Origin of the sequence: Catenulispora subtropica (assembly GCF_039531675.1) — a bacterium.
Classification (GTDB): Bacteria; Actinomycetota; Actinomycetes; order Streptomycetales; family Catenulisporaceae; genus Catenulispora; species Catenulispora subtropica.
This window is the reverse complement of sequence record NZ_BAAAQM010000001.1, coordinates 87,582-106,544: the sequence shown is the minus strand read 5'-3', so window position 1 is coordinate 106,544 and position 18,963 is coordinate 87,582. Positions and strand designations below refer to the sequence as shown.

Annotated in this window: 13 protein-coding genes; 3 read left to right on the top strand and 10 right to left on the bottom strand. The window is 70.4% G+C overall.

The window, feature by feature from the left end:
- Positions 1-22 precede the first annotated feature (22 nt).
- Positions 23-1,300 (top strand): MFS transporter, encoded by a 1,278-nt coding sequence (locus ABD466_RS00425; RefSeq protein ID WP_344654844.1) that lies wholly within the window; start codon positions 23-25, stop codon positions 1,298-1,300.
- Positions 1,301-1,492: 192 nt separating this feature from the next.
- Here ABD466_RS00425 and ABD466_RS00420 read toward each other — a convergent pair whose 3' ends face one another.
- The 8 genes from ABD466_RS00420 to ABD466_RS00385 all read right to left on the bottom strand — a co-directional run bounded on the left by ABD466_RS00420 (position 1,493) and on the right by ABD466_RS00385 (position 12,533).
- Entirely contained in the window at positions 1,493-3,382 is a 1,890-nt protein-coding gene (locus ABD466_RS00420; protein ID WP_344654843.1) for an alpha/beta fold hydrolase, read from the bottom strand.
- Positions 3,383-3,400: 18 nt separating this feature from the next.
- Positions 3,401-4,504: an alpha/beta hydrolase gene (locus ABD466_RS00415; RefSeq protein WP_344654842.1), complete on the bottom strand. Its 1,104-nt coding sequence runs from the start codon at positions 4,502-4,504 to the stop codon at positions 3,401-3,403.
- Between the two features lie 97 nt (positions 4,505-4,601).
- Complete coding sequence (locus tag ABD466_RS00410; RefSeq protein ID WP_344654841.1) at positions 4,602-5,603, bottom strand: alpha/beta hydrolase; 1,002 nt, start codon at positions 5,601-5,603, stop codon at positions 4,602-4,604.
- A gap of 64 nt (positions 5,604-5,667) precedes the next feature.
- Entirely contained in the window at positions 5,668-6,873 is a 1,206-nt protein-coding gene (locus ABD466_RS00405) for a LacI family DNA-binding transcriptional regulator (RefSeq protein ID WP_344654840.1), read from the bottom strand.
- On the bottom strand, positions 6,870-7,964 hold the full coding sequence (locus ABD466_RS00400; protein ID WP_344654839.1) for an oligopeptide/dipeptide ABC transporter ATP-binding protein: 1,095 nt from the start codon (positions 7,962-7,964) through the stop codon (positions 6,870-6,872). The genes ABD466_RS00405 and ABD466_RS00400 overlap by 4 nt, the downstream gene beginning before the upstream one ends.
- Complete coding sequence (locus tag ABD466_RS00395; RefSeq protein WP_344654838.1) at positions 7,948-9,993, bottom strand: dipeptide/oligopeptide/nickel ABC transporter permease/ATP-binding protein; 2,046 nt, start codon at positions 9,991-9,993, stop codon at positions 7,948-7,950. The genes ABD466_RS00400 and ABD466_RS00395 overlap by 17 nt, the downstream gene beginning before the upstream one ends.
- On the bottom strand, positions 9,990-10,928 hold the full coding sequence (locus ABD466_RS00390; protein WP_344654837.1) for an ABC transporter permease: 939 nt from the start codon (positions 10,926-10,928) through the stop codon (positions 9,990-9,992). Before ABD466_RS00390 ends, ABD466_RS00395 begins: the two co-directional genes overlap by 4 nt.
- 24 nt (positions 10,929-10,952) lie before the next feature.
- A complete protein-coding gene (locus tag ABD466_RS00385; protein WP_344654836.1) occupies positions 10,953-12,533 on the bottom strand; it encodes an ABC transporter substrate-binding protein in 1,581 nt (526 codons plus the stop codon).
- A 548-nt stretch (positions 12,534-13,081) separates the two neighbouring features.
- On the opposite strand from ABD466_RS00385, the gene ABD466_RS00380 reads away from it, so the two are divergent.
- Positions 13,082-14,956 (top strand): diguanylate cyclase domain-containing protein, encoded by a 1,875-nt coding sequence (locus ABD466_RS00380; RefSeq protein WP_344654835.1) that lies wholly within the window; start codon positions 13,082-13,084, stop codon positions 14,954-14,956.
- A 149-nt stretch (positions 14,957-15,105) separates the two neighbouring features.
- Here the strand turns inward: ABD466_RS00380 and ABD466_RS00375 are convergent, their stop codons facing one another.
- The gene (locus ABD466_RS00375) at positions 15,106-16,086 is read right to left on the bottom strand and encodes a LysR family transcriptional regulator (protein WP_344654834.1); all 981 of its coding nucleotides are present in this window, start codon (positions 16,084-16,086) and stop codon (positions 15,106-15,108) included.
- A gap of 211 nt (positions 16,087-16,297) precedes the next feature.
- Between ABD466_RS00375 and ABD466_RS00370 the strand changes: the two genes are divergently transcribed.
- Positions 16,298-17,416, top strand: coding sequence for an MFS transporter (locus tag ABD466_RS00370; RefSeq protein ID WP_344654833.1), 1,119 nt, complete (start codon positions 16,298-16,300; stop codon positions 17,414-17,416).
- Here the strand turns inward: ABD466_RS00370 and ABD466_RS00365 are convergent.
- On the bottom strand, positions 17,403-18,959 hold the full coding sequence (locus tag ABD466_RS00365; RefSeq protein ID WP_344654832.1) for a serine/threonine-protein kinase: 1,557 nt from the start codon (positions 18,957-18,959) through the stop codon (positions 17,403-17,405). The two genes, ABD466_RS00370 and ABD466_RS00365, sit on opposite strands and share 14 nt — an antisense overlap.
- Positions 18,960-18,963: the final 4 nt, after the last annotated feature.

The following is an 18,963-nucleotide window of genomic DNA, read 5'->3' as shown; positions in this document are numbered from 1 at the left end:
TGCTGCAGCGAATGCTGAAGCCATGACGACGATCTCCCGCAGCCCGGCTCCGGCTCCGGCTCCTGCGCTTGCGGCCGATGCCGTTCACGCCTTGGGCGTGCGCTGGCGCCGGCGCCACTCGTTCGGTTTCTGGGCCGTCGCGGCCGCGTTCCTGGTGAACATGGGGTTCTCGGCCGTCCCGACCCCGCTGTACGTGCTCTACCAGCGGCGCGACCATTTCTCGGTGATCACCCTCACGGTGGTGTTCGCCGCCTATGCGCTCGGCGTGATCGCCAGCTTGTTCTTCGGCGGCCACTTGTCGGACTGGGTGGGCCGCAAGCGGGTGCTGGTGCCGGCACTACTGGTCAACGTGCTCAGCGGCCTGATCTTCATCTTCGCGCCAAGCCTGCCGGGGCTGCTCGTGGCCCGGATCGTCTCCGGGGTCTCGGTCGGACTGACCACCGCGACGGCCACCGCCTACATCGGCGAGCTGCATCTGGAGACGCTCGTGGACCCGTCACGGTCGCCGCGCCGGGCACAGATCGTGGCCACCGCCGTGAACCTCGGCGGCATCGGCGTCGGGCCGCTGGCCGCCGGCCTGCTCGCGCAGTTCGCGCCGCAGCCGCTACGCCTGCCGTACATCGTGTTCGGCACGGTGCTGGTGGTCCTGGCCGTGCTCATCGCGGTCGCACCGGAGACGGCCGACCGGCCTGACCCCGCGCCGCGTTACCGGCCGCAGCGCGTCACAGTGCCCGGCGACGCCCGCCGGCTGTTCTTCGCCGCCACCGCGACCGGCCTGTCCGCGTTCGCGGTGTATGGGGTCTTCACCTCCCTGGCCCCGTCATTCCTCGCTGGCGCTTTGCACCAGACCTCGCACGCGGTGGCCGGGGCTGTGGCGTTCACCGCCTTCGCCTCCGGAGCGCTCGCCCAGATCGCCTTGAGCCGGAGCAGCCTGCGCGCCACGCTGCGCATCGGACCGGCGCTGCTCCTGCCCGGCCTGGCTCTGATGACGACCGGGATGTGGCTGACCGACCTCGCCACCTTCGTGCTCGGCGGCGCGCTGGCCGGAGCAGGCGCCGGCATCTCCTTCCGCGCCGCGATCACCGCCGCCGCCTCCACCGCCGCGCCGGAATCCCGCGCCGAAGTGCTCGCCGGCTTCTTCCTCGGCGCGTACCTCGGCCTGTCGGTGCCGGTCGTCGGCCTCGGCATCGCCACCCAGCACGTCTCGGCCCAGACCGCGATGATCGTGTTCGTGGCGCTGATCAGCGCCGCAGTGCTGGCCTGTGCCAGAGTCGTCCAGACGGAGTCGGACCCGACCTGACGAGTGGCGAACAGAAGACTCACGTGCGCCTGCTGCTGATGTCGGACACGCTTGTCCCGACCCTCGAAATGGCACAGAACTCTCCGTCACTGTCACGGAGCAGATACCTGATCAGAACGTCGAGGCGCGTGCGGTGGACTGTGTGACATTGCCCACCGCACGCGCGTTCGCGTCGTCCCGCCCCGGGCTATCTCACCCCGAGATCGTCGGCAGCGTCAGCCCCTGCAGGGTGCTTCCACTGATGATGACGTTGGTGTTGACGTCTTTGCTCCCTGCGTACTTCAGGTCGAATCCGGAGATCACGATCTGGATCTTGTCCCCGGCCTTGAACTGCCACGTCAGCGGAGAGAAGACGATGTGCACGGGCTTCGTGACGTCGGAGACGCGGAACGGCGCGGTCTGCTGGTTGACCAGCGTCGCGTTGCCGTGAGCGTCGATGTCGTAGATCTTCGCGACACCGGTGTCCATGCCGGCCACGCCGTCGGCGGCGATGTTCCCGGCCGCCGACGGCGAGATCAGGTTCACGTCAACTGTCGGTTCGCCGACGACCGTGACTGGTGCGGTCAGCGCGGGCGTCTGCCACTGCGTGGCGATCCCGCCGAGGTTCGGGGTGTCGGGGTAGGGCCCGTGGCCCTGCCAGACCACCGAAGCGACCGCCGCAGCCGCGATGTCGCCCCAGCCGCTCACGAATGCCTGGATGTCGGGCGCGAGCGCCTTCGGGTCGTCGACGAGCGTGCCGCCGGCCGAGAGGTACCACTCGTGCTTGACGGTCGGCAGGTCGATCGTGTCGCCGGCCTGGTAGGCGGCGTTGACGGCCGCGATCTTGTCGGGGTTGTTCTTGTCGATGGCCCACTGCTTCACGTAGGCGAACGACGGACCGGTGTCGACGCTGCTGTCCTTCAGATAGTGGTCGAACCAGTCGGTGATCTGCCCGATCTCGTACATGCGCTGGTCCGGAGCGGTGAACGAGGCGTCACCGTCCAGTCCGCTGAGGTGGTCGCCTCCGTTCCAGATCATCTTGACAGGCGTCCCGTTCGCCTTGAGTTGGCGGTAGTCGGCGATCCCGTCCTTCAATGTCATCAGGTCGTCCTGCTCTCCGTAGAGCAGGAGGCTCGGCGTGATGATCTTCGAGCCGTACGTGCCGATGGCCGAGTTGTCGGCGATCTGCTGCGCGCCCGGCGTGAGGTAGCCCTGTACGGCGCTGTCGAACAGGTCCTGGCACATGGCGGGCACCGCTGTCTTGATTAGACACGGGAGGCTGGGGACCTGCTGGTTTCCGACGGAGTTCAGGAAGGAGAGGAGCCCGAAGGCGCTCGCCCACGATTCCTTGAACGTGCCGGGCGTCTTCGACACCGTGTCGGAGTCGGACGCGAGGTCGGCGTCGTTCGGCGCGATCGAGTATTGGATCGTGTTCCAGGAGCCGCTCGGCACGAGCGCGTCGAGGCGGTGGTCGAACGACGCGACGGAGAGCTGCACTCCGGCGCCGAGCGACTCGCCGAACATGCCGACGCGCGGGTCGTCCCTCCGCGCGATCCCGTCGTGGTCCACGGCGTCGTGGACGATGTCGGTGCGCGGTGGCGCCGGGGTCGCGTTGCCGCTGCTGTCGATCGACGAGGCGGTGACCGGGTCGCCGCCGAGGTAGTCGATGAGTTGGCTGGCCGCGGCGCCGTCCCACTGCGGATCGGCGAAGTTCGTCCCGCAGGTGGAATCACCGGAGCCGAGATGCGAGTAGACGAGGACGGCGTAGTCGTGCTGGTAGAAGTACTCGGCCATCCCCTCGCTGAAGGTGTAGTTCAGGCCGAAGCCGTGAGCGACGATGATCGCCGGAACCGGGTGGCTCGGGCTGGCATCGGCGGGGACGTACATGGCGCCGTCGATGGTGCACTGTGTGGCGCGGCCCGGGCCGACGTTCACGACCCAGTGCATGCGCTGCATGCCCGCAGTGTCGTCGGTGGTGGTGTTCGAGGTGGCGGTGGCTGCCGGAAGCAGGCCGAGCAGGAGCGCGGTCGTGGCTCCGGTCACCGCGGTCGCGCGTCTTCTTCGCAGGCTGCGGGTGGCGCGTCGGGTTCGCGTGGTTCGCATCGGGAGTCCTTCCGGCACTCAGACGCCGTCGGCGGCGAAGGCCGCTTCGAGCTTCGGGAGGTAATCGACCATGTCCTGCTCGGTGCACGTCAGGTTGTGGCCGCCGTCGCAGGTCGGGCCCCACTGGCCGGCGTCGTAGTCGGTCAGCGTGTACGGAACGCCTGCTGCGGCCAGCGCGCTCGCCGCGTTCATGTTGTAGCCGTGGACGTTCCACTCGAACATCAGGTCGTACTTGCTCACGTCGAGGGTGAGCGCGCCCTTTCCGACGTACATGTCGACGCTGATGTGCTGTCCGGCGAGCCGGTTCATGTTGTCCGTCGGGCTCGCCGCGTACCAGGGGGTGCCGGGCAGCACCCACGGGTCCAGCCCTTCGCCGAAGATCGAGCCCACCGGGACCGAGGGCTCGGCCGGACCGATCGGGAGGATCGTCTGGCTCGCACTCGTCTCACTGTTGATGATTATCGTCTGAGCGCTCAGCTGCGTGAGGTCGAGCGCCCCGGAGAACGACGCGAGGTGGCTGAACAGCTCCGGGTGGTACTGGGCGTAGTGGAACGCGCCGAGGCCACCCATCGACATGCCGCCGATGGCGCGACCCTGCTTCGTCGCGACGGTGCGGAAGTTCGCGTCGATGAACGGGATGACCTGGTCGATGTGGAAGGTCTCCCAGTTCTGTGCCCCGGCCACGGTGTTCTGGTTCGCCCAGTTCGTGTACCAGCCGCGCGGGCCGCCGTCCGGGAGGACGATGATCATGTCGCTGTAGGCCTTCGGAATGTACTGCGCGTCGGTCGCCGTGTCGCCCAGGTTCTCGTGCAGCAGGTAGAACACCGGATAGCGGCGCTGCGGGTTCTGGAAGTAGCCGGTCGGCAGAATGACGCGGATCGTGTGCGCCTGGCCGGCGTCGTCCTTCACGGCGTCGGTGTGGACGTCGGCCACCAAGGTGTTCGTCGTCGGGTCCCACGTGGCCGGCGACTGCTCGGTCAGCCCGAACCCGTACGTGATCACCGGTGCGGGGTCGCCCGCGTCGGCGCGGGCGAGGGACGCGGGTCCGGCCTGGAACGCCACGGCGAGCGCCACCGAGGCGGCGGCGACGCTCCAGCGTCGACGCTGTTCGGTCGTGTGCATGGTCTTCCCTTTCGTTCTGAGTGACGGAACGAGCACTGTGCGTAGTGCATGGAGGCATGCTGATAGCAGGGAACTGACAGATGCGGCGACGACCCGCTCAGCCCGCCAGGTGGCTCCGGATCGCCTTGGCCAGCATCGAGTAGAGCGCGTCGACGACGTCGTCGGTCGCGACGGTGTGCGTCATGACGAACTCGTGCAGCTCCGACGATCCGCCGAAGGCCTGGAGCCGCGCGTGGTAGCGCTTGCCGTCGTCGCGCAGCGGGTCCTCGCTGCCGACGACGATCACAGCCGGCGGCAGGTCGTCGAGGTCGTCGGCGAGCACCGGCGAGACGCGCGGGTCACCAGGCTCCACCTGGCCCTGCAGGTACTGGTCGCGCAGCACCGCCGCGATCTGCGGCATGAAGCCGTCCTGCGCCAGCGACTCCGACGAGCCGGTCATGTCGAGGCTGGGCGCGAGCAGCACCTGCATCTTCAGCGTCGGCCCGGTGGCACGCAGCAGCCGCGTGACGCAGGCGGCCACGTTGCCGCCGGAGCTGATGCCGAGGATGCCGAGGCGGTCGGCGGCGATGCCGATGCCGTCCGGGTCGGCGGCCAGCCAGGCGACGGCTGCCGCCGAGTCCTCGACCTGCGTCGGCCACGGGTGCTCGGGCGCCAGCCGGTAGTCGACGTTGGCGATGACCGTTCCGGCCTCGGCGCACAGGTACCGGCACATCAGGTCATTGAGTTCGAAGTTCGTCGGGCCGGCGCCGAGCCACCACGCGCCGCCGTGCAGCAGCGCGAGGGCGGGGTGCGGGCCGTCGCCCTCGGGCTTGTACACGCGCACCGTGATGACGCCGTCTTTCACCGGTACCGCGTGGTACGTCGCCGACGCGACCGGATGCGCGATGCGTCCGGACGCGCCGCTGCGGCGGTAGCTCTCCAAGGCGTTGGCCTCGTGCTGGCTGCGCCGGCGCACGACCTCTTCGATCCATCGCTCCCGGGTCTCGCCCTCGGCGGGCCGGGTGGTCGGCAGGTCTGGCAGCACGGTGGCGCCCTCGGCGAGGGCGACGAGCTCCCAGAGGGCGGCGAGCTGTTCGGTCTTGGGGTCCGCGGATGGCAAGTCGGTGCTCCTTCTGCGAATCCGGCGTGCGGGCCGGACGACGGGAGTGGATCGGCGGACGGAGTCAGGTGGTCTGACCCCGGACGAACTCGGGTGTGAGCTTGACGTGCTGGACCTGCTCCCGGCCGCGGGACAGTTCGTCCAGCAGCAGCTGCGCGCCGATGCGGCCGGTCTCGGCGAACGGCTGGCGGACCGTCGTCAGGTTGACGACGCGCGCCAGGTCGAGGCCGTCGTAGCCGGAGACGGCGACCTGCTCGGGGACCGAGACGCCGGCCTCGCGCAGCCCGCCGAGCACGCCGACGGCGATGGCGTCGTGGCTGGCGACCACCGCGTCCGGCAGCTTCGGCAGGCGCAGCACGTCGGCGGCGGCGTCCCAGCCGCCCTGCAGGTCGTCCTCGGTGATGAGCCAGGTGGTCTCGATCGCGCCGGGGTCGTCGGTCTCGCGGACCGCGCGCAGCAGCCCGTCCGCCCGGCTCGCCCCGGCCGAGTTCCGGCCGCCGGGCGGCGGCGCGGCCGCCGCGTACACGAACGAGCGGTGGCCGCGGCCGAGCAGGTGGCGGCCGAGCAGGTACCCGCCGAGTTCGTCGTCGACGTTGACGCTGGAGAACTCGGGGTGGAAGGCGTCGACCAGGACGGTCGGCATGGTGCGGCGCCGTATGCGCGCGGCGGCCTGGTCGTCGAGGCCGGTGCCCATCAGCAGCAGGCCGTCGAGGCGGCCGCTGGTGGTGAGCGCGCCGAGCCACGGATCGGCGCTGTCCGAGCGCGGGTCGCCGTCGAAGACGACGACGTCGAGGTTCTGCGCCCGCACCGACTCCAGGACCCCGGTGAGCCGGGTCAGGTAGGAGGGGTAGGCGGTGAACGGGGCGAGCACGCCGATCCGGCCGACGCCCTTGCGCGCCTTCGACACCGCCTCGGCCTTCGGGGTGAAGTCGAGTTCGTCGACGGCCGCGAGGATGCGTTCGCGAGTCGCCGGGTTCACCTTCTCCGGGCGGTTCAGGGCGTGGGAGACCGTGGCGATCGAGACGCCGGCCCGGGCCGCCACCTCGTAGATCGTGACGCGGTCCGCCGCCGTCCGCGGTCCGCCGAGGACGCGCCGGGGCCGGGGCTGCTGCTCCCGGTCGGCGCGGTCGGTCCGGTCGGTCCGGTCAGTCCGGTCAGTCCGGTCAGTCCGGTCAGTCCGGTCGGTCCGGTCGGTCCGGTCGGTCCGGTCGGCCTTGTCGGCCGGCTCCGGCTGGCCCGCACCGTCCCGCGGCTCGCGCTTGTCAGTCATCCCTGCTCCGTTCTTTCCTGCCCCGCGTCGTCATCCGGTCCCGGCGTCACGTCGCCGTTCGCCCCCAGCATCCCGGACCGGTCCGAGCGGTGGCAGGCCACTGCGACGCCGCCCGGCGCCGGAAGGAGCTCCGGGCGCTCGGCGCGGCACCGGTCCACGACAAGGGGACAGCGCTCGGAGAACGCGCAGCCGTCCACCGCGATGCCGGTCGCGGGGCGGGGGCCGGCGGTGCGCCGGAGACGGCGCTCGGCCTGCCGGTCCGGGTCCGGGACCGGTGCGGCGGCCAGCAGCGCCCGCGTGTACGGATGCGTGGGGCGTTCACCGACGATCGCGGCCGGACCCTGCTCGACCACGCGTCCGGCGAACAGGACGACGATCTCGTCGCTGAGGTGGCGGACGATCGTCAGGTCGTGCGAGATGAAGAGGTAGCCCAGGCCGTGCGTCTGCTTGAGGCGCATCAGCAGGTTGACGACCTGCGCCTGGACCGAGAGGTCGAGCGCGCTGACCGGCTCGTCGCAGACGATGAACGCCGGCTTGACCGCCAGTGCTCGCGCGATCGCCAGCCGCTGCCGCTGACCGCCGGAGAACTGGCCGGGGTAGCGGTCGAGCGCCGCCTCGGGCAGACCGACCTCGCGCACCGCCTCGACCAGGCGCGCCCGCGTCTCGGCCTCGCCGAGACCGAGGTTGAAGCGCAGCGCCTCGCCGAGCGTCGCGCCGACGGTGCGCGCGGGGTTCATCGAGCCGAACGGGTCCTGGAAGACGATCTGCATGCCGCGCGCGAGGCGTCGACGGTCACGGCGGGTCGCGTGCGTGATGTCCTCGCCGTCATACCGGATCGTGCCGTCGGCGACGGGCACGAGGCCGAGCAGGGCGGCGCCGATCGACGACTTGCCGGAGCCCGATTCCCCCACGACGCCGACCGTCCGGCCGTATCCGACGCTGAACGACACGTCGTCCACCGCCGTGACCGGCGTCCGGCGGCGTGCCCCGGGGTAGCGGACGGTCAGATGGCTGACGTCGACGAGGGGCGTCCCCGTGGCGCCGGCGAACTCGGCGGCGGTCGCCTCGGCCAGGTCAGACGGCGTCGACACGGGGTCTCCCCTCGATCGTCGGGAGCGGCGACGTCAGTGGCGCGGCGACCTGGTCGGCGTGGACACAGCGGGTCAGGTACGGCGCGCCATCGCCGGGTACGGCCGCCTTCGAGGTCCGGAGCGGGACCGGGCGTGTACGGCACTCGTCGGTGACGAGCGCGCAGCGGTCGGCGAAACGGCAGCCGCGCGGCCAGTCGCCTGGCGCGGGGACCGCGCCCTCGATGGCCGGGAGCGGCTCGCCGGGGACGGCGTTGTGCGGATTCGAGGCCAGCAGCCCGGCCGTGTAAGGATGCTGCGGACGGCCGAGCAGGCCGCGCACCGAGGCCGTCTCGACGACCTGGCCCGCGTACATGACGACGGCGCGGTCGCAGAAGTCCGCCAGGACGCCCCAATCGTGCGTGATGAGCAGGACGGCCGTGCCGCTGTCGCGGAGACCGCGCAGCAGATCGAGGATCTCGGCCTGGACGGTGACGTCGAGGGCCGTGGTCGGCTCGTCGGCGATGATCAGGTCCGGGTCGCCGGCCAGCGCGGCGGCGATCCCGGCGCGCTGGGCCATGCCACCGGAGAGTTGGTGCGGGTAGGAGCGGTAGATCCGTGCCGGATCCGGCAGCTGGACCATGGCGATCAGCTCCAGCGCGCGCTCGCGGGCGGCGCGGCGCCCGACGTCGCGGTGCGCGCGGACGACATCGGCGATCTGCGAGCCGATCGTGAACGACGGGTCGAGGCCGGAGATCGGGTCCTGGGCTATCAGACCTATGCGGCCTCCGCGCAGCGCGCGCTGCTTGTGATCCGGCTTGCGGGACCGGCCGGCGCGGTCGTCGGCCGCGTCGAAGACGACGTCGCCGTCGAACAGGACGCGTCCGGCTGTCACGCGGCCTCCGCCGCGCAGCAGGCCGACGATCGCGGCCGCGGCGACGCTTTTGCCGCAGCCCGATTCGCCGACGATGCCCAGCGCCTCACCGCGTCGGACCGCGAAGGCGACGTCCGTGACGACCTCGGTTTCGACACCGTCGATCGGGAAGGCGACGTGGAGGCCTTCGACCGTCAGCAGCGCTCCTGTGATGCGGCTGGAGCGGGCCGCTTCGGTGTCCGGCTGCGTCGCTTTCGGCGGCGCTTCAGCGTCCGGGCGGTCCGACGCGTCCGCACGCTCGCCCTGACGCCGGTTCCGCGGCACCGGGCCGGTGGCGAGCTCGGCGATGGAGTCGCGGACGCCGTCGCCGATCAGGCCGAGCGAAAGCGTGTAGAGCGCCACGAGCACGCCGGACGGAACGAGCAGCCACGGCTGGTTGCCGATGTTCTTCGAGGCCTCGCCGATGAGCGTGCCCCAGGACACGCCGGTCGCGCCGAGGCCGAGGAAGCCGAGGCCGACCTCCAGGCCGACGGCCGCGGCGCCGAACAGCGACGCCTGGACGATCACCGTGCCGATGACGCGTGGCAGGATGTGGCGCCGCAGGATCACCGCGTCGCCGATCCCGTTCGCGACGGCGGCCCGGACGTACAACTCGCCGCGCACGCCGACCGTCGCCGAACGGACGACGCGCGCGAGGGCGGACGCGCCGCTCAGGCCGAGGACGACCATCGCGGCGGACTCGTCGGCCGGCATGACCGTGACCACCACCAGCACCAGGATCGCCGCCGGGACGCAGTAGCCGATCTCCGAGACGCGCAGCACCAGCCGGTCGATCCGGCCGCCGCGGTAGCCCGCGATCATCCCGGCCGGGACGCCGACCGCCAGGTAGACGCCGAGGCTGATGAGGACGCTGAGCAGCGAGACGCGACCGCCGTACATCAGGCGGCTGAGGACGTCCCGGCCCAGCGCGCCCGCGCCCAGCGGATGCGCCCACGACGGCCCGGTCAGCGCGGCCGGCAGGTCCTCGGCGTCCGGCGCGTAGGGCGCGAGGATGCCGGCGAAGACCGAGCAGAGGGCGACCACGACGATGTACGCGAGCGCGGCCGTCGACAGCGGCTTGCGAACGAAGCTCCCCGCGACGCGCCGGGCGCCGCCCGGTGCCGTCCCGGCCGCGCTCACGCCCGCGCCTTCGGGTCCAGGCCGCGGTGGATCAGTTCCACGGCCAAGTTCACCGTGACGATGATCATTGTGAACAGGACGGTCACGCCCTGCACCTCCGGGATGTCGTGGGCGCGCGTGGCGTCGACGGCCAGGCCGCCGAGCCCCGGCAGGACGAAGACCTGCTCGACCAGTACCGTCCCGCCGAGCATGCCGACGACCAGCAGGCCGAGCAGCGTGACGACCGGGGCGCCGGCGTTGCGCAGGACGTGCTTGAAGACGATGGTCCGCTCCGGCACGCCGCGCGCCCGCAGCATGAGGACGTAGTCGCGCTGCATCTGGGTCCTGACGCCGTCGCGGGTCTGCTTGGCGATCGCGGCGCTGCTGGTCAGGCCGAGTGTCAGCACCGGCAGCGCCAGCGACGACGCCCACTGGCCCGGCGACTGCGAGAGGGGCACGTAGCCGATGGCCGGGAAGACCCGCAGCTCGACCGCGAACACCGTCACCAGGAGCAGCGCGAACCAGAACACCGGCACCGACGCGCCGAGCAGCGCGACCACGTCGACGAGGCGGCCGACGAACCCGGCCCGGAGGGCGGCCGTCACGCCGAGCGTCACGCCGACGATCGCGGCCACCAGCACCGAGCCGCCGATCAGCCACAGCGTGACCGGGAGCCGCGCCCCGAGGTCGGACCAGATCTCCGACCCCGAGGCGACGGAGGTGCCGAGGTCGCCGTGCAGGGCCCGGATCAGCCAGGACCAGTACTGGTCCCACAGCGGCCGGTCCAAGCCGAGCTGGTGGTGCAGCGTGGCGACCGCGTCGGGGTCGGCGTTCAGCCCGAGGATCGCCCGGGCCGCGTCGCCCGGCACCAGGCTGCCGAGGAAGAAGGTGAGCATGGACACGCCGAACACCAGCGGCACCGACGTGGCCAGCCACCTGCTTATCAGGCTTCTCATCTCAGCGCTCTCGGTGATCCGCGCTCATGACGCCGTCGTCTGGTACCAGTCGAGGGCGTTGCCGTCGGGCGAGCCGTCGGGGTTCTCGACCCCGCCGAGGTTCTTGGCCGCGTAGCTGAAGACGGGGACGTCCATCACCGGCGCGAACCAGGCGTTCTCGACGACCCAGTCCTCCATCTTCACGTACTGCGCGTTCCGGTCGGCGTCCGTGGTGGCGGTGAGCGACGCGTCGAAGTATCGCTGGAGCTCGGGCGAGACCGTGCCGAAGCCGTTGAAGGCCTTCGCGGTCGGCAGGAACAGTCCCTTGGCCATCTGGTCCATGGGCTGCGAGCCGTAGCCGACGGCGACCACCGGCCACTTCCTGTCCGTCGAGCCGCCGGCGTACGACTGCTCGTCCGAGACGTAGTTCGGCTTGAGGTGGATGCCGATCGGGTCGAGCATCGCCTTGACCGCCTCGGTCAGCTGGTCGAGGCCCTCGAAGTGCACCGAGAGCACCGGCAGGTCGAAGCCGTCGGCGTACCCGGCCTGGGCGAGCAGCGCCTTGGCCTTCGCCGGATCGTACGGGTAGCGCGTGGCGGCGGCCTCGGAGTAGCCGTTGTCGCCCTTGGCGGACGGCTGGTCGGTGACGGCACCGTAGTCGCCGAGCGTGGCCTTCTCCAGTGTGGCGCGGTCGATGGCGTAGTTGATCGCCTGCCGGACGCGCGCGTCCCCGAGCGGCTTGCTGACCTCGCCGCCCCGGTCGATCAGGTTGAAGCCGAACCAGATCGTCGGCTTGTAGGCGATCTGCAGCCCGGCCCCGGCCGCCTGCTTGGCGGTCGTGAAGTCGCCGGTGGCCTGCTGCACCTGCCCGGTGGACAGCGCGTTCACCGCGGCCTGCGGATCGGTGACGACCTTCAGCACGATCTTCTTCCAGTGCTGTCGGCTCTTGTCGTAGTACGAGGGGTTCAGCGTGTACGTGTAGTGGTCCCCGGACAGCGACGCCTTCGGGTCCAGCACGTACGCGCCGGCACCCGCGCTCGGCGCGTCGACTGTCAGACCCTTGATGCCATCCACCCCTTTGGGGCTGATCACCTCGCCGAGCAGCCCCGCCATCGCGGTCGGCAGCTGCGAGTCCGGCTGGGACGTCTTGACGGTCACATGGCTTGCGTCGACGACGTCGACCGACGTGATGTCGGTGTAGAGCGAGGCGACGGACGAATTCGCCCGCATGTAGTCGAGCGACTTCTTCACGGCGGCGGCATCGACGGCTGAGCCGTCGCTGAACGTCACCCCGGACCGCAGGGTGAGCGTGAGCGTCTGGTTGTTGTCGGACATCGCCCACGCCGACGCGAGCCCGGCGGAGATCTTCCCCTGGTAGTCGGCGCGCAGCAGGGTGTCGTAGTCGAGCGCGGTGTAGTTGCCGAACGCGCCGTTGACCGTCGCGGGGTTCACCCCGACGGCAGGAGCCTGCATCGCCACGGTGAGCGTGCCTCCGAGCTTGGCATCGCCGGCGGTGGACCCGGTGCTCGCGGCGTCGCCGACCCCGGCCTTGGATCCCGTGCAAGCGCCGATGGACAGCGCCGTGACAACACACATCGCGGATATAGCGGCGGAACGTCTGTGCATGGGTGACCTCCTGTGCGACGGAACAACGGGTTCTGCGCCGGGTCTGCCTCGGTTACCGCCGAGTAAACGGCAGCGCCCGTGCGGAGTCAAGCACTTTTATAAGAGCACTTTTATTCGTGGATCTTCGACGCCGGTTGTGGTCGAGTCCCGTTGGAAGCCGGCCGCGCTCATGCTTCGGGTCACGCCTGCCGCGTCACAGACCACTGCGAAGGCCCTGGGCGTGTACTGCGTGCCGTGGTCGGAGGGAGTATCGCTCCGGACAGGCTGCCACGCGTGTGTTCGGCCGCGATCAGTTCGTCTCGTTCGCGAAATATTCGGCCGTCCGCCGCGGGATGTCCCGTTCTTCCTCCAGCGCACGGACCTTGCGTCGGAGCGCGGCGTTCTCCGTGTCCAACGGCGTCGCCAGCACCGGCTCCATCCTCGGCCGCCGACCGCACCCTATGAAGATGCCGATCTGCGGCTGACGTATAGGATGTTGGAGAAGCATGCTGGTCCAGGGCCCGGGCCGCAGTTTTCTCTTCCCAGAACGGTATCGCGGGGAGGGGTAGATGGACCGCTCTACCGCCCGCCCCGCCAGCCGCCCGGATACTAACGGCCACGTTCCGCGTCCCGAACACGTTCTGCTGGTGATCGTGCTCGGTACCGTCGCGTTGTGCACCTGGTTCCTTCTGGACAAGGGCGGCACGAACCGGCAGGTCCAGGTCTTCTGGCTTGTCCAGCCGCTTCTGGACGTCCTGCAGGTGTTGCTGTCCCTCCGTGTGCTCCACCTGATCGGTCCAACGTCGCCGGCGCGCCGGTTCTGGACGGCGTTCGCCCTGGCCGGGGCCCTCTTCACGGTGGGCGACGTCGCCCAGACGGTGATCGCGTTCCGCCGGCCCGGCGCGGCCGCCTCGTTCTCCGGCGCCGCACAGAGCACGTGCGCGATCCTCGGCGTGACGGCGGTGGTGTGGGCGCTGCTCACTTACCCGACTCCGGCCATCACCGACGCCGAGCGCAAGCGTTTCTGGCTGGACGCCGTGACGGCCCTGGTCGGCGCGGCTTCGTTCGCCTGGTACTTCGCCTTGATCCCGGGCGTGCGCTCCCGTGCCGATCTGGTGAGCATCCTGCTCGAAGCGGGCATCTTGGTGGTGGCGGCCTTCGCCGGCATCAAGCTCGCCCTCACCGGTTCCTCGCCGATGACGTCTGGCGCGGCGATCACCGCCATCGTCGCCGCGCTCGGCGTCTATGTGATCACGGCAGTCACGCCGATACTGCGTACCCACGGCTCGGTCAACGTGCAGCTGGCGGTGCGCCTGGTGCCGTCAGCCCTGATCGTCTGCACCCCCGCCATTCAGGCGATGCGGCTGGCCGAACCGGCGCCGTATCCCAAACGCCCCGTCCGCCCCTACAGTCGCGTTCCGTACGTGACGATCGCAGCCACCAACGCACTGCTGGTCGCCGCGGTGGCCGGCGGAGACTCCATCCGCGTGTGGGGGATCCTGGTGGGATCCTTGACCACCACCGCGCTGGTGGCGGTACGGCAAGTGATGGCGTTCTCCGACAACACGCGGCTGCTCGGCGTCCTCGACGTGACGCTCGCTGAGCTGCGCGATCGCGAGCAACGGTTCCGGGCCCTGGTGCAGCACGCTTCCGACATCACGATCGTCGCGGAATCCGACGCGGTCACCACCTACGTGTCGCCGGCGATCGAAGCCGTTCTGGGTCACGGGCCGGAGAGCGCGCTGGGGAGGTCGTTGTTCTCCATGTTCCGCGAGAGCGACACGGACATCGTCCAGGACGCGTTCCAGCGCTGCGTTTCCACACCACAAGCAGTGGTGACTTGTCAGGCCCGCGGGAAACATGCCGACGGCTCCTGGCGGTGGCTCGACGTCACCCTGACCAACCTGCTCGACAAGCCGGGCGTGCACGCGGTCGTCTGCAACATGCACGACGTCACCCAGGCGAAGAACCTCCACGACCAACTACGGCACATCGCCGCGCACGACGCCCTGACGAGCCTGCCGAACCGGCTGCTGTTCAACGAGACGTTGCGGGCCATGGCCGATGCGCCGGACGTCGACCGGCTGTCGATCCTCATGATCGACATCGACCACTTCAAAGACATCAACGACACGTACGGCCATCACGTCGGAGACGGGGTCCTCGTGGCCACGGCGGACCGCCTCACCGAGGCGGTCCGCCCCGGGGACACCGTCGCCCGCCTCGGCGGCGACGAGTTCGCCATCCTGCTGCCGGGCGTCGGCCGCGCCGATGCCGAGGAGATCGCCGCCCGGATCGCGGCCCGGTTCGCCGCTCCGATCGCCGTCGAGGGACAGGCGCTTTCCGTCCGCGTCAGCATCGGGATCGCTGAAGGGGAGACGGACAGCGGGGAGGCTCTGCTGCGGGTCGCAGACCTGTCGATGTATGCCGCCAAACATCGCTGAAAGAAGGGGGCTGGGATGCCATGTTCAGCCTCGAAGGCGTGCACGGCCGAACCGCCGATCGTATGTGCCGATTGCCCAGGCCAAAGCATCCGGGTATTCGGCCAGGACAGGGGTGCCCGCGCGACGCCGCCGCGTCCGATGCAGGCGCGTCATCCCGCCTTCGGATCCAGTTCCAGGTCCTCGGCCGGAAGCCAACTTCCCGCCGGACGTTGCAGCCAGCCCTCGACGGAGCCGAGCTGAGCCGCCGCAGCGAGCAATGCCGCGAGCGTCGGGTGGCGGAGGTTCGGACGTGACACCAGGCTCACCGGGCTCAAAGGCACCGGGTCGACCAGGGGGCGGGTCGCCGCGCCGGGTACCTCGTCGGCGCCGAGCGTCGTCAGCACCGGATCGCCGTGGCGGGCCAGATAGCGGGCGAACTCCTGGGGGCCGACGGCGGGCGCGTGCGGCGGCGCCGGCCGCAGCCCGTGGTCGGTGAGAAACCGGTATCCCAGGTCGGCCCATTCCACTGTCGCCGGGCTCCCAGCACAGATGTCGACCTGGTAGGGCCCGAGGGCCGCGACGGGGACCTGGCGCAGGCCGGCGAGGGGATGGTCCCGGGGCACGATGACCGCCATGGGTTCCAGGCGGATCAGCTGGTGCCACAGGCGGCGTCGGACTTCGGGGGCAAGCCCGGCGAATCGTCCGAAGGACACGTCCAGCCTGCGGTCGAGGAGCGCCTGAGCGCCGGCGGTCAGGCCGCCGTGGAACCGGGCGAGGACATCAACGTCCGGCTGGGCTCGGCGTGCCTCGGCCAGCAGGCGGTCGGCGGTCAGATCAGGTCCGGTCAGGCCGGGGGAATTGAGGTCGACGAGGAACGGCCTGACCTCGACGTCCTCGACGAGGCTCTGGTGCAGGTCCACGATCCGGCGCGCTTTCGGAAGCAGCCGCCGGCCGTCGGCCGTCAGCTCGACGTGGCGCGTGTCACGGTCGAACAGCGCCAGGCCCAGCAAGTCCTCCAGCTTTCTGACGTCGCGGCTGAGCGCCTGCTGGGCGACGAACATGCGAGTGGCGGCCCGGCCGAAGTGCAACTCCTCGGCCACCGCGATGAAGCTGCGCAGAAGGCGCGGGTGGATGTCGAGGGGGGCGGGCACCGACGGAGACTAGCAACGATGGAGATTGACAACAAGAAGGCGTCAATCCGGCAGATCCGGTGTTGGACCTCCGCCAGCCCGGGGCTTCAGCCTGGGAAACCCGATGATCTCGAGTTTCCGAAGGAGTCCCGTGTTCCGTGGCTATCGTGCCTTGTTCGCACCCCAGGGGGCCGTCGCGTTCGCGACATCCGTAGCGCTGGCTCGTCTGCCCATGGGCATGTTTCCTTTGTCGACGGCCGTCCTGGCGACCGGACTGCACCGCTCCTACGCCCTCGTCGGCTTGGGCGGCGCGATGGCCTGGATCACCATCGCAGCCGGCGGGCCACGGCAGGCACGCCTGGTAGACCGGTACGGACAGGCCAAGGTCGCGGTGCCGGCCGCCCTGCTGGCCGCGGTCGGTGCCGCCGGACTGTTGACGGTGCTGTACACCGACGGCCCGTCGTGGCTGTATCTGGTCGCCTGCGCGGGGTCCGCGCTCGGCCCCAACACCGGTTCACTCGCCCGAGCGCGCTGGGCGTACCTGCACAAGGGCGACGAGGCGGCGCTGCACACCGCGTACGCCTACGAGGGCGTGGTCGATGAGCTCGGCTTCGTGCTCGGACCGGTCATCGCGATGGGTCTGATCGCGGCGTCGTCGGCGACCGTCGCCTTCGTCACCGCCGCCCTGCTCCAACTCGGCGGCATCCTCCTGCTCGCGACGCGACGCGACACCGAACCGCCGGCGGCCGGTCCCACGGTCGCCCGGACCGCGGACGACAGCCTCCGCATCCGTGCCCTGGGACCGCTGATCCTCATGCTCTGCGCGACCGGTGTGGTCTTCGGCACGACCGAGATCACCACCATGGGCTTCGCGGCATCCCACGGCGACAAAGGCAGTGCCGGCGCCGTTGTGTCCTGCTATGCGCTGGGCTCCTTGTTGTCCGGCCTCGCTTTCGGGCTGTGGCGGCCGCGCGGGTCGGCCGTGGTGCGGGTCCGTTGGGCCCTGGCGGCGATGGCCCTGACGCTGGCTCCGCTGATGGTCGCACACACGTTGCCGACGGTAGCCGCCGTGCTGTTCGTCGCCGGGTTCGCGACGGCGCCGGTCATCTCCACGAGCATCGGCCTGGTGGGGCAACTGGTGCCCGAGTCCCGGATGACCGAGGGCTTCACCTGGACCACCACCGGCCTCGTGCTCGGCATCTCGATGGGCAGTGCGTGTGGTGGCTGGATGGTCGACCACTTCGCGGCGGGCACCGGATATCAGCTGCCGTCCCTGGCCGCACTGCTCGCGCTGGTCCTGTCGGTCGCGGTGCGCCCGGCGGCGTATCAGAAGGCCGTCACCGTACCGTGAGCGGCGCCGAGCGTCCGGGCCGGGACCGGGTCTCCAACCACGCGTAGACGGCCAGGGCGATCCAGACCAGCGCAGTGAGGACGATCGGGCCGGGCATGATGTAGGTCTGCCACCACACCTCCGCGGTTGGCGGGGCGATCTTCCCCACTCGAGCGGCCAGGTGCAGTGTCGACTCGCGCTGATCCTCCTCGGCGAGCGCGAGGGTCGCGATCGTCAGCCACACTGCCGAGACGCCACCGCTGACGTACCCGACGAGCCTGAGCCCCCGACCGGTGGTCGTCCGCAGCAACGCCATGGTCACCGCGAATACGCCCAGCAGGACGATCTGCACCGCGGCGCCGTGCGACCAGCTCGTGAAGAGCTGGCCGGTCCAACCCGTCCACGACTGCGTGGACTGCCACACCTCGTCGGTCCAGCGCCTGCCGGTGCCGGCCTCGGTCGCGACCATCCGGGCCCCGATCCCGGCCAGTTGCGTCGTCGCGCCGACCCCGACGAGGAACACCAACGCGGACCAGGACGCCCACGACGATGTCAGGGCACGCTGTCGCAGCGAGGTCTGCCGATCCGCGCCGATGGCGGGCAATGTCGGTGGGTGCGACGTCCGAGGGGGCGACGGCGGTGTCTCCCCAGCCTCGACCCACAGTGCCGGCGCTACGGCCGCCACCGCCTGCACGGTTTCCGCGACGCCGGGATCCACGCTCGCCGGAGCCGCGATGTCCTTTTCTATCCGCACCAACCGCGCCAACACTTCGGATGCGGTCTGCGGCCGCCGCGCCGCTTCCCGCTCCAGCAGTTCGGCGACCAATTCCGTCAGTGCCGGCGGTATGCCCGGAGTCAGCTCGTCGACCCGCGGAGCCACCTCGTCCCGCTTGCGCAGCATCACCGCGATGCCGTTCTGCCCTTGGAACGGCGGCCTCCCGGTGAGCATGCAGAAGAGCACTCCGCCGAGCGCGTAAAGGTCCGATCGCTCGTCGCCGCGCTCCTCGAGGAACTGCTCCGGCGCACCGAACTCCGGGGTCCCGGCCGGCGCCAGCTGTGATGTCCGCGCGACCGTGAACTGTGAATGCACGAACCCCGCGATACCGAAGTCGACGACCTTCACCGTGCCGTCCACCGTGAGCATGACGTTGTGCGGCTTGATGTCGTAATGGATCACCCCGGCCCTGTGAGCAGCCAGCAGAGCGTCGCAGATCCGGGTCGCGATCCGCACGGCTTCCGACACCGGCAGCGCGATACCGCCCCGCAGCGCCTGGGACAGCGTCGTGCCGTCGATCCGTTCCATGACCAGGAACAGAACGCCTTCCTGAACCCCGCGATCATGCACCACCGCCACGTTCGGATGGCTGATCTGGGCGGCGGCCACCGCTTCGCGCTCGAACCGCCGCGCCGCGTCGCCGGCCCCGGCATCGTCCAGATACAGGAGCTTCACGGCCACGTCACGACGCAGATTCCGATCGCGCGCGGACCACACCTCCCCCATACCGCCGCGGCCGAGCCTGGCAACGATCTCGTAACGCCCGGCGAACAGCTCTCCCCGCTGCACGGCC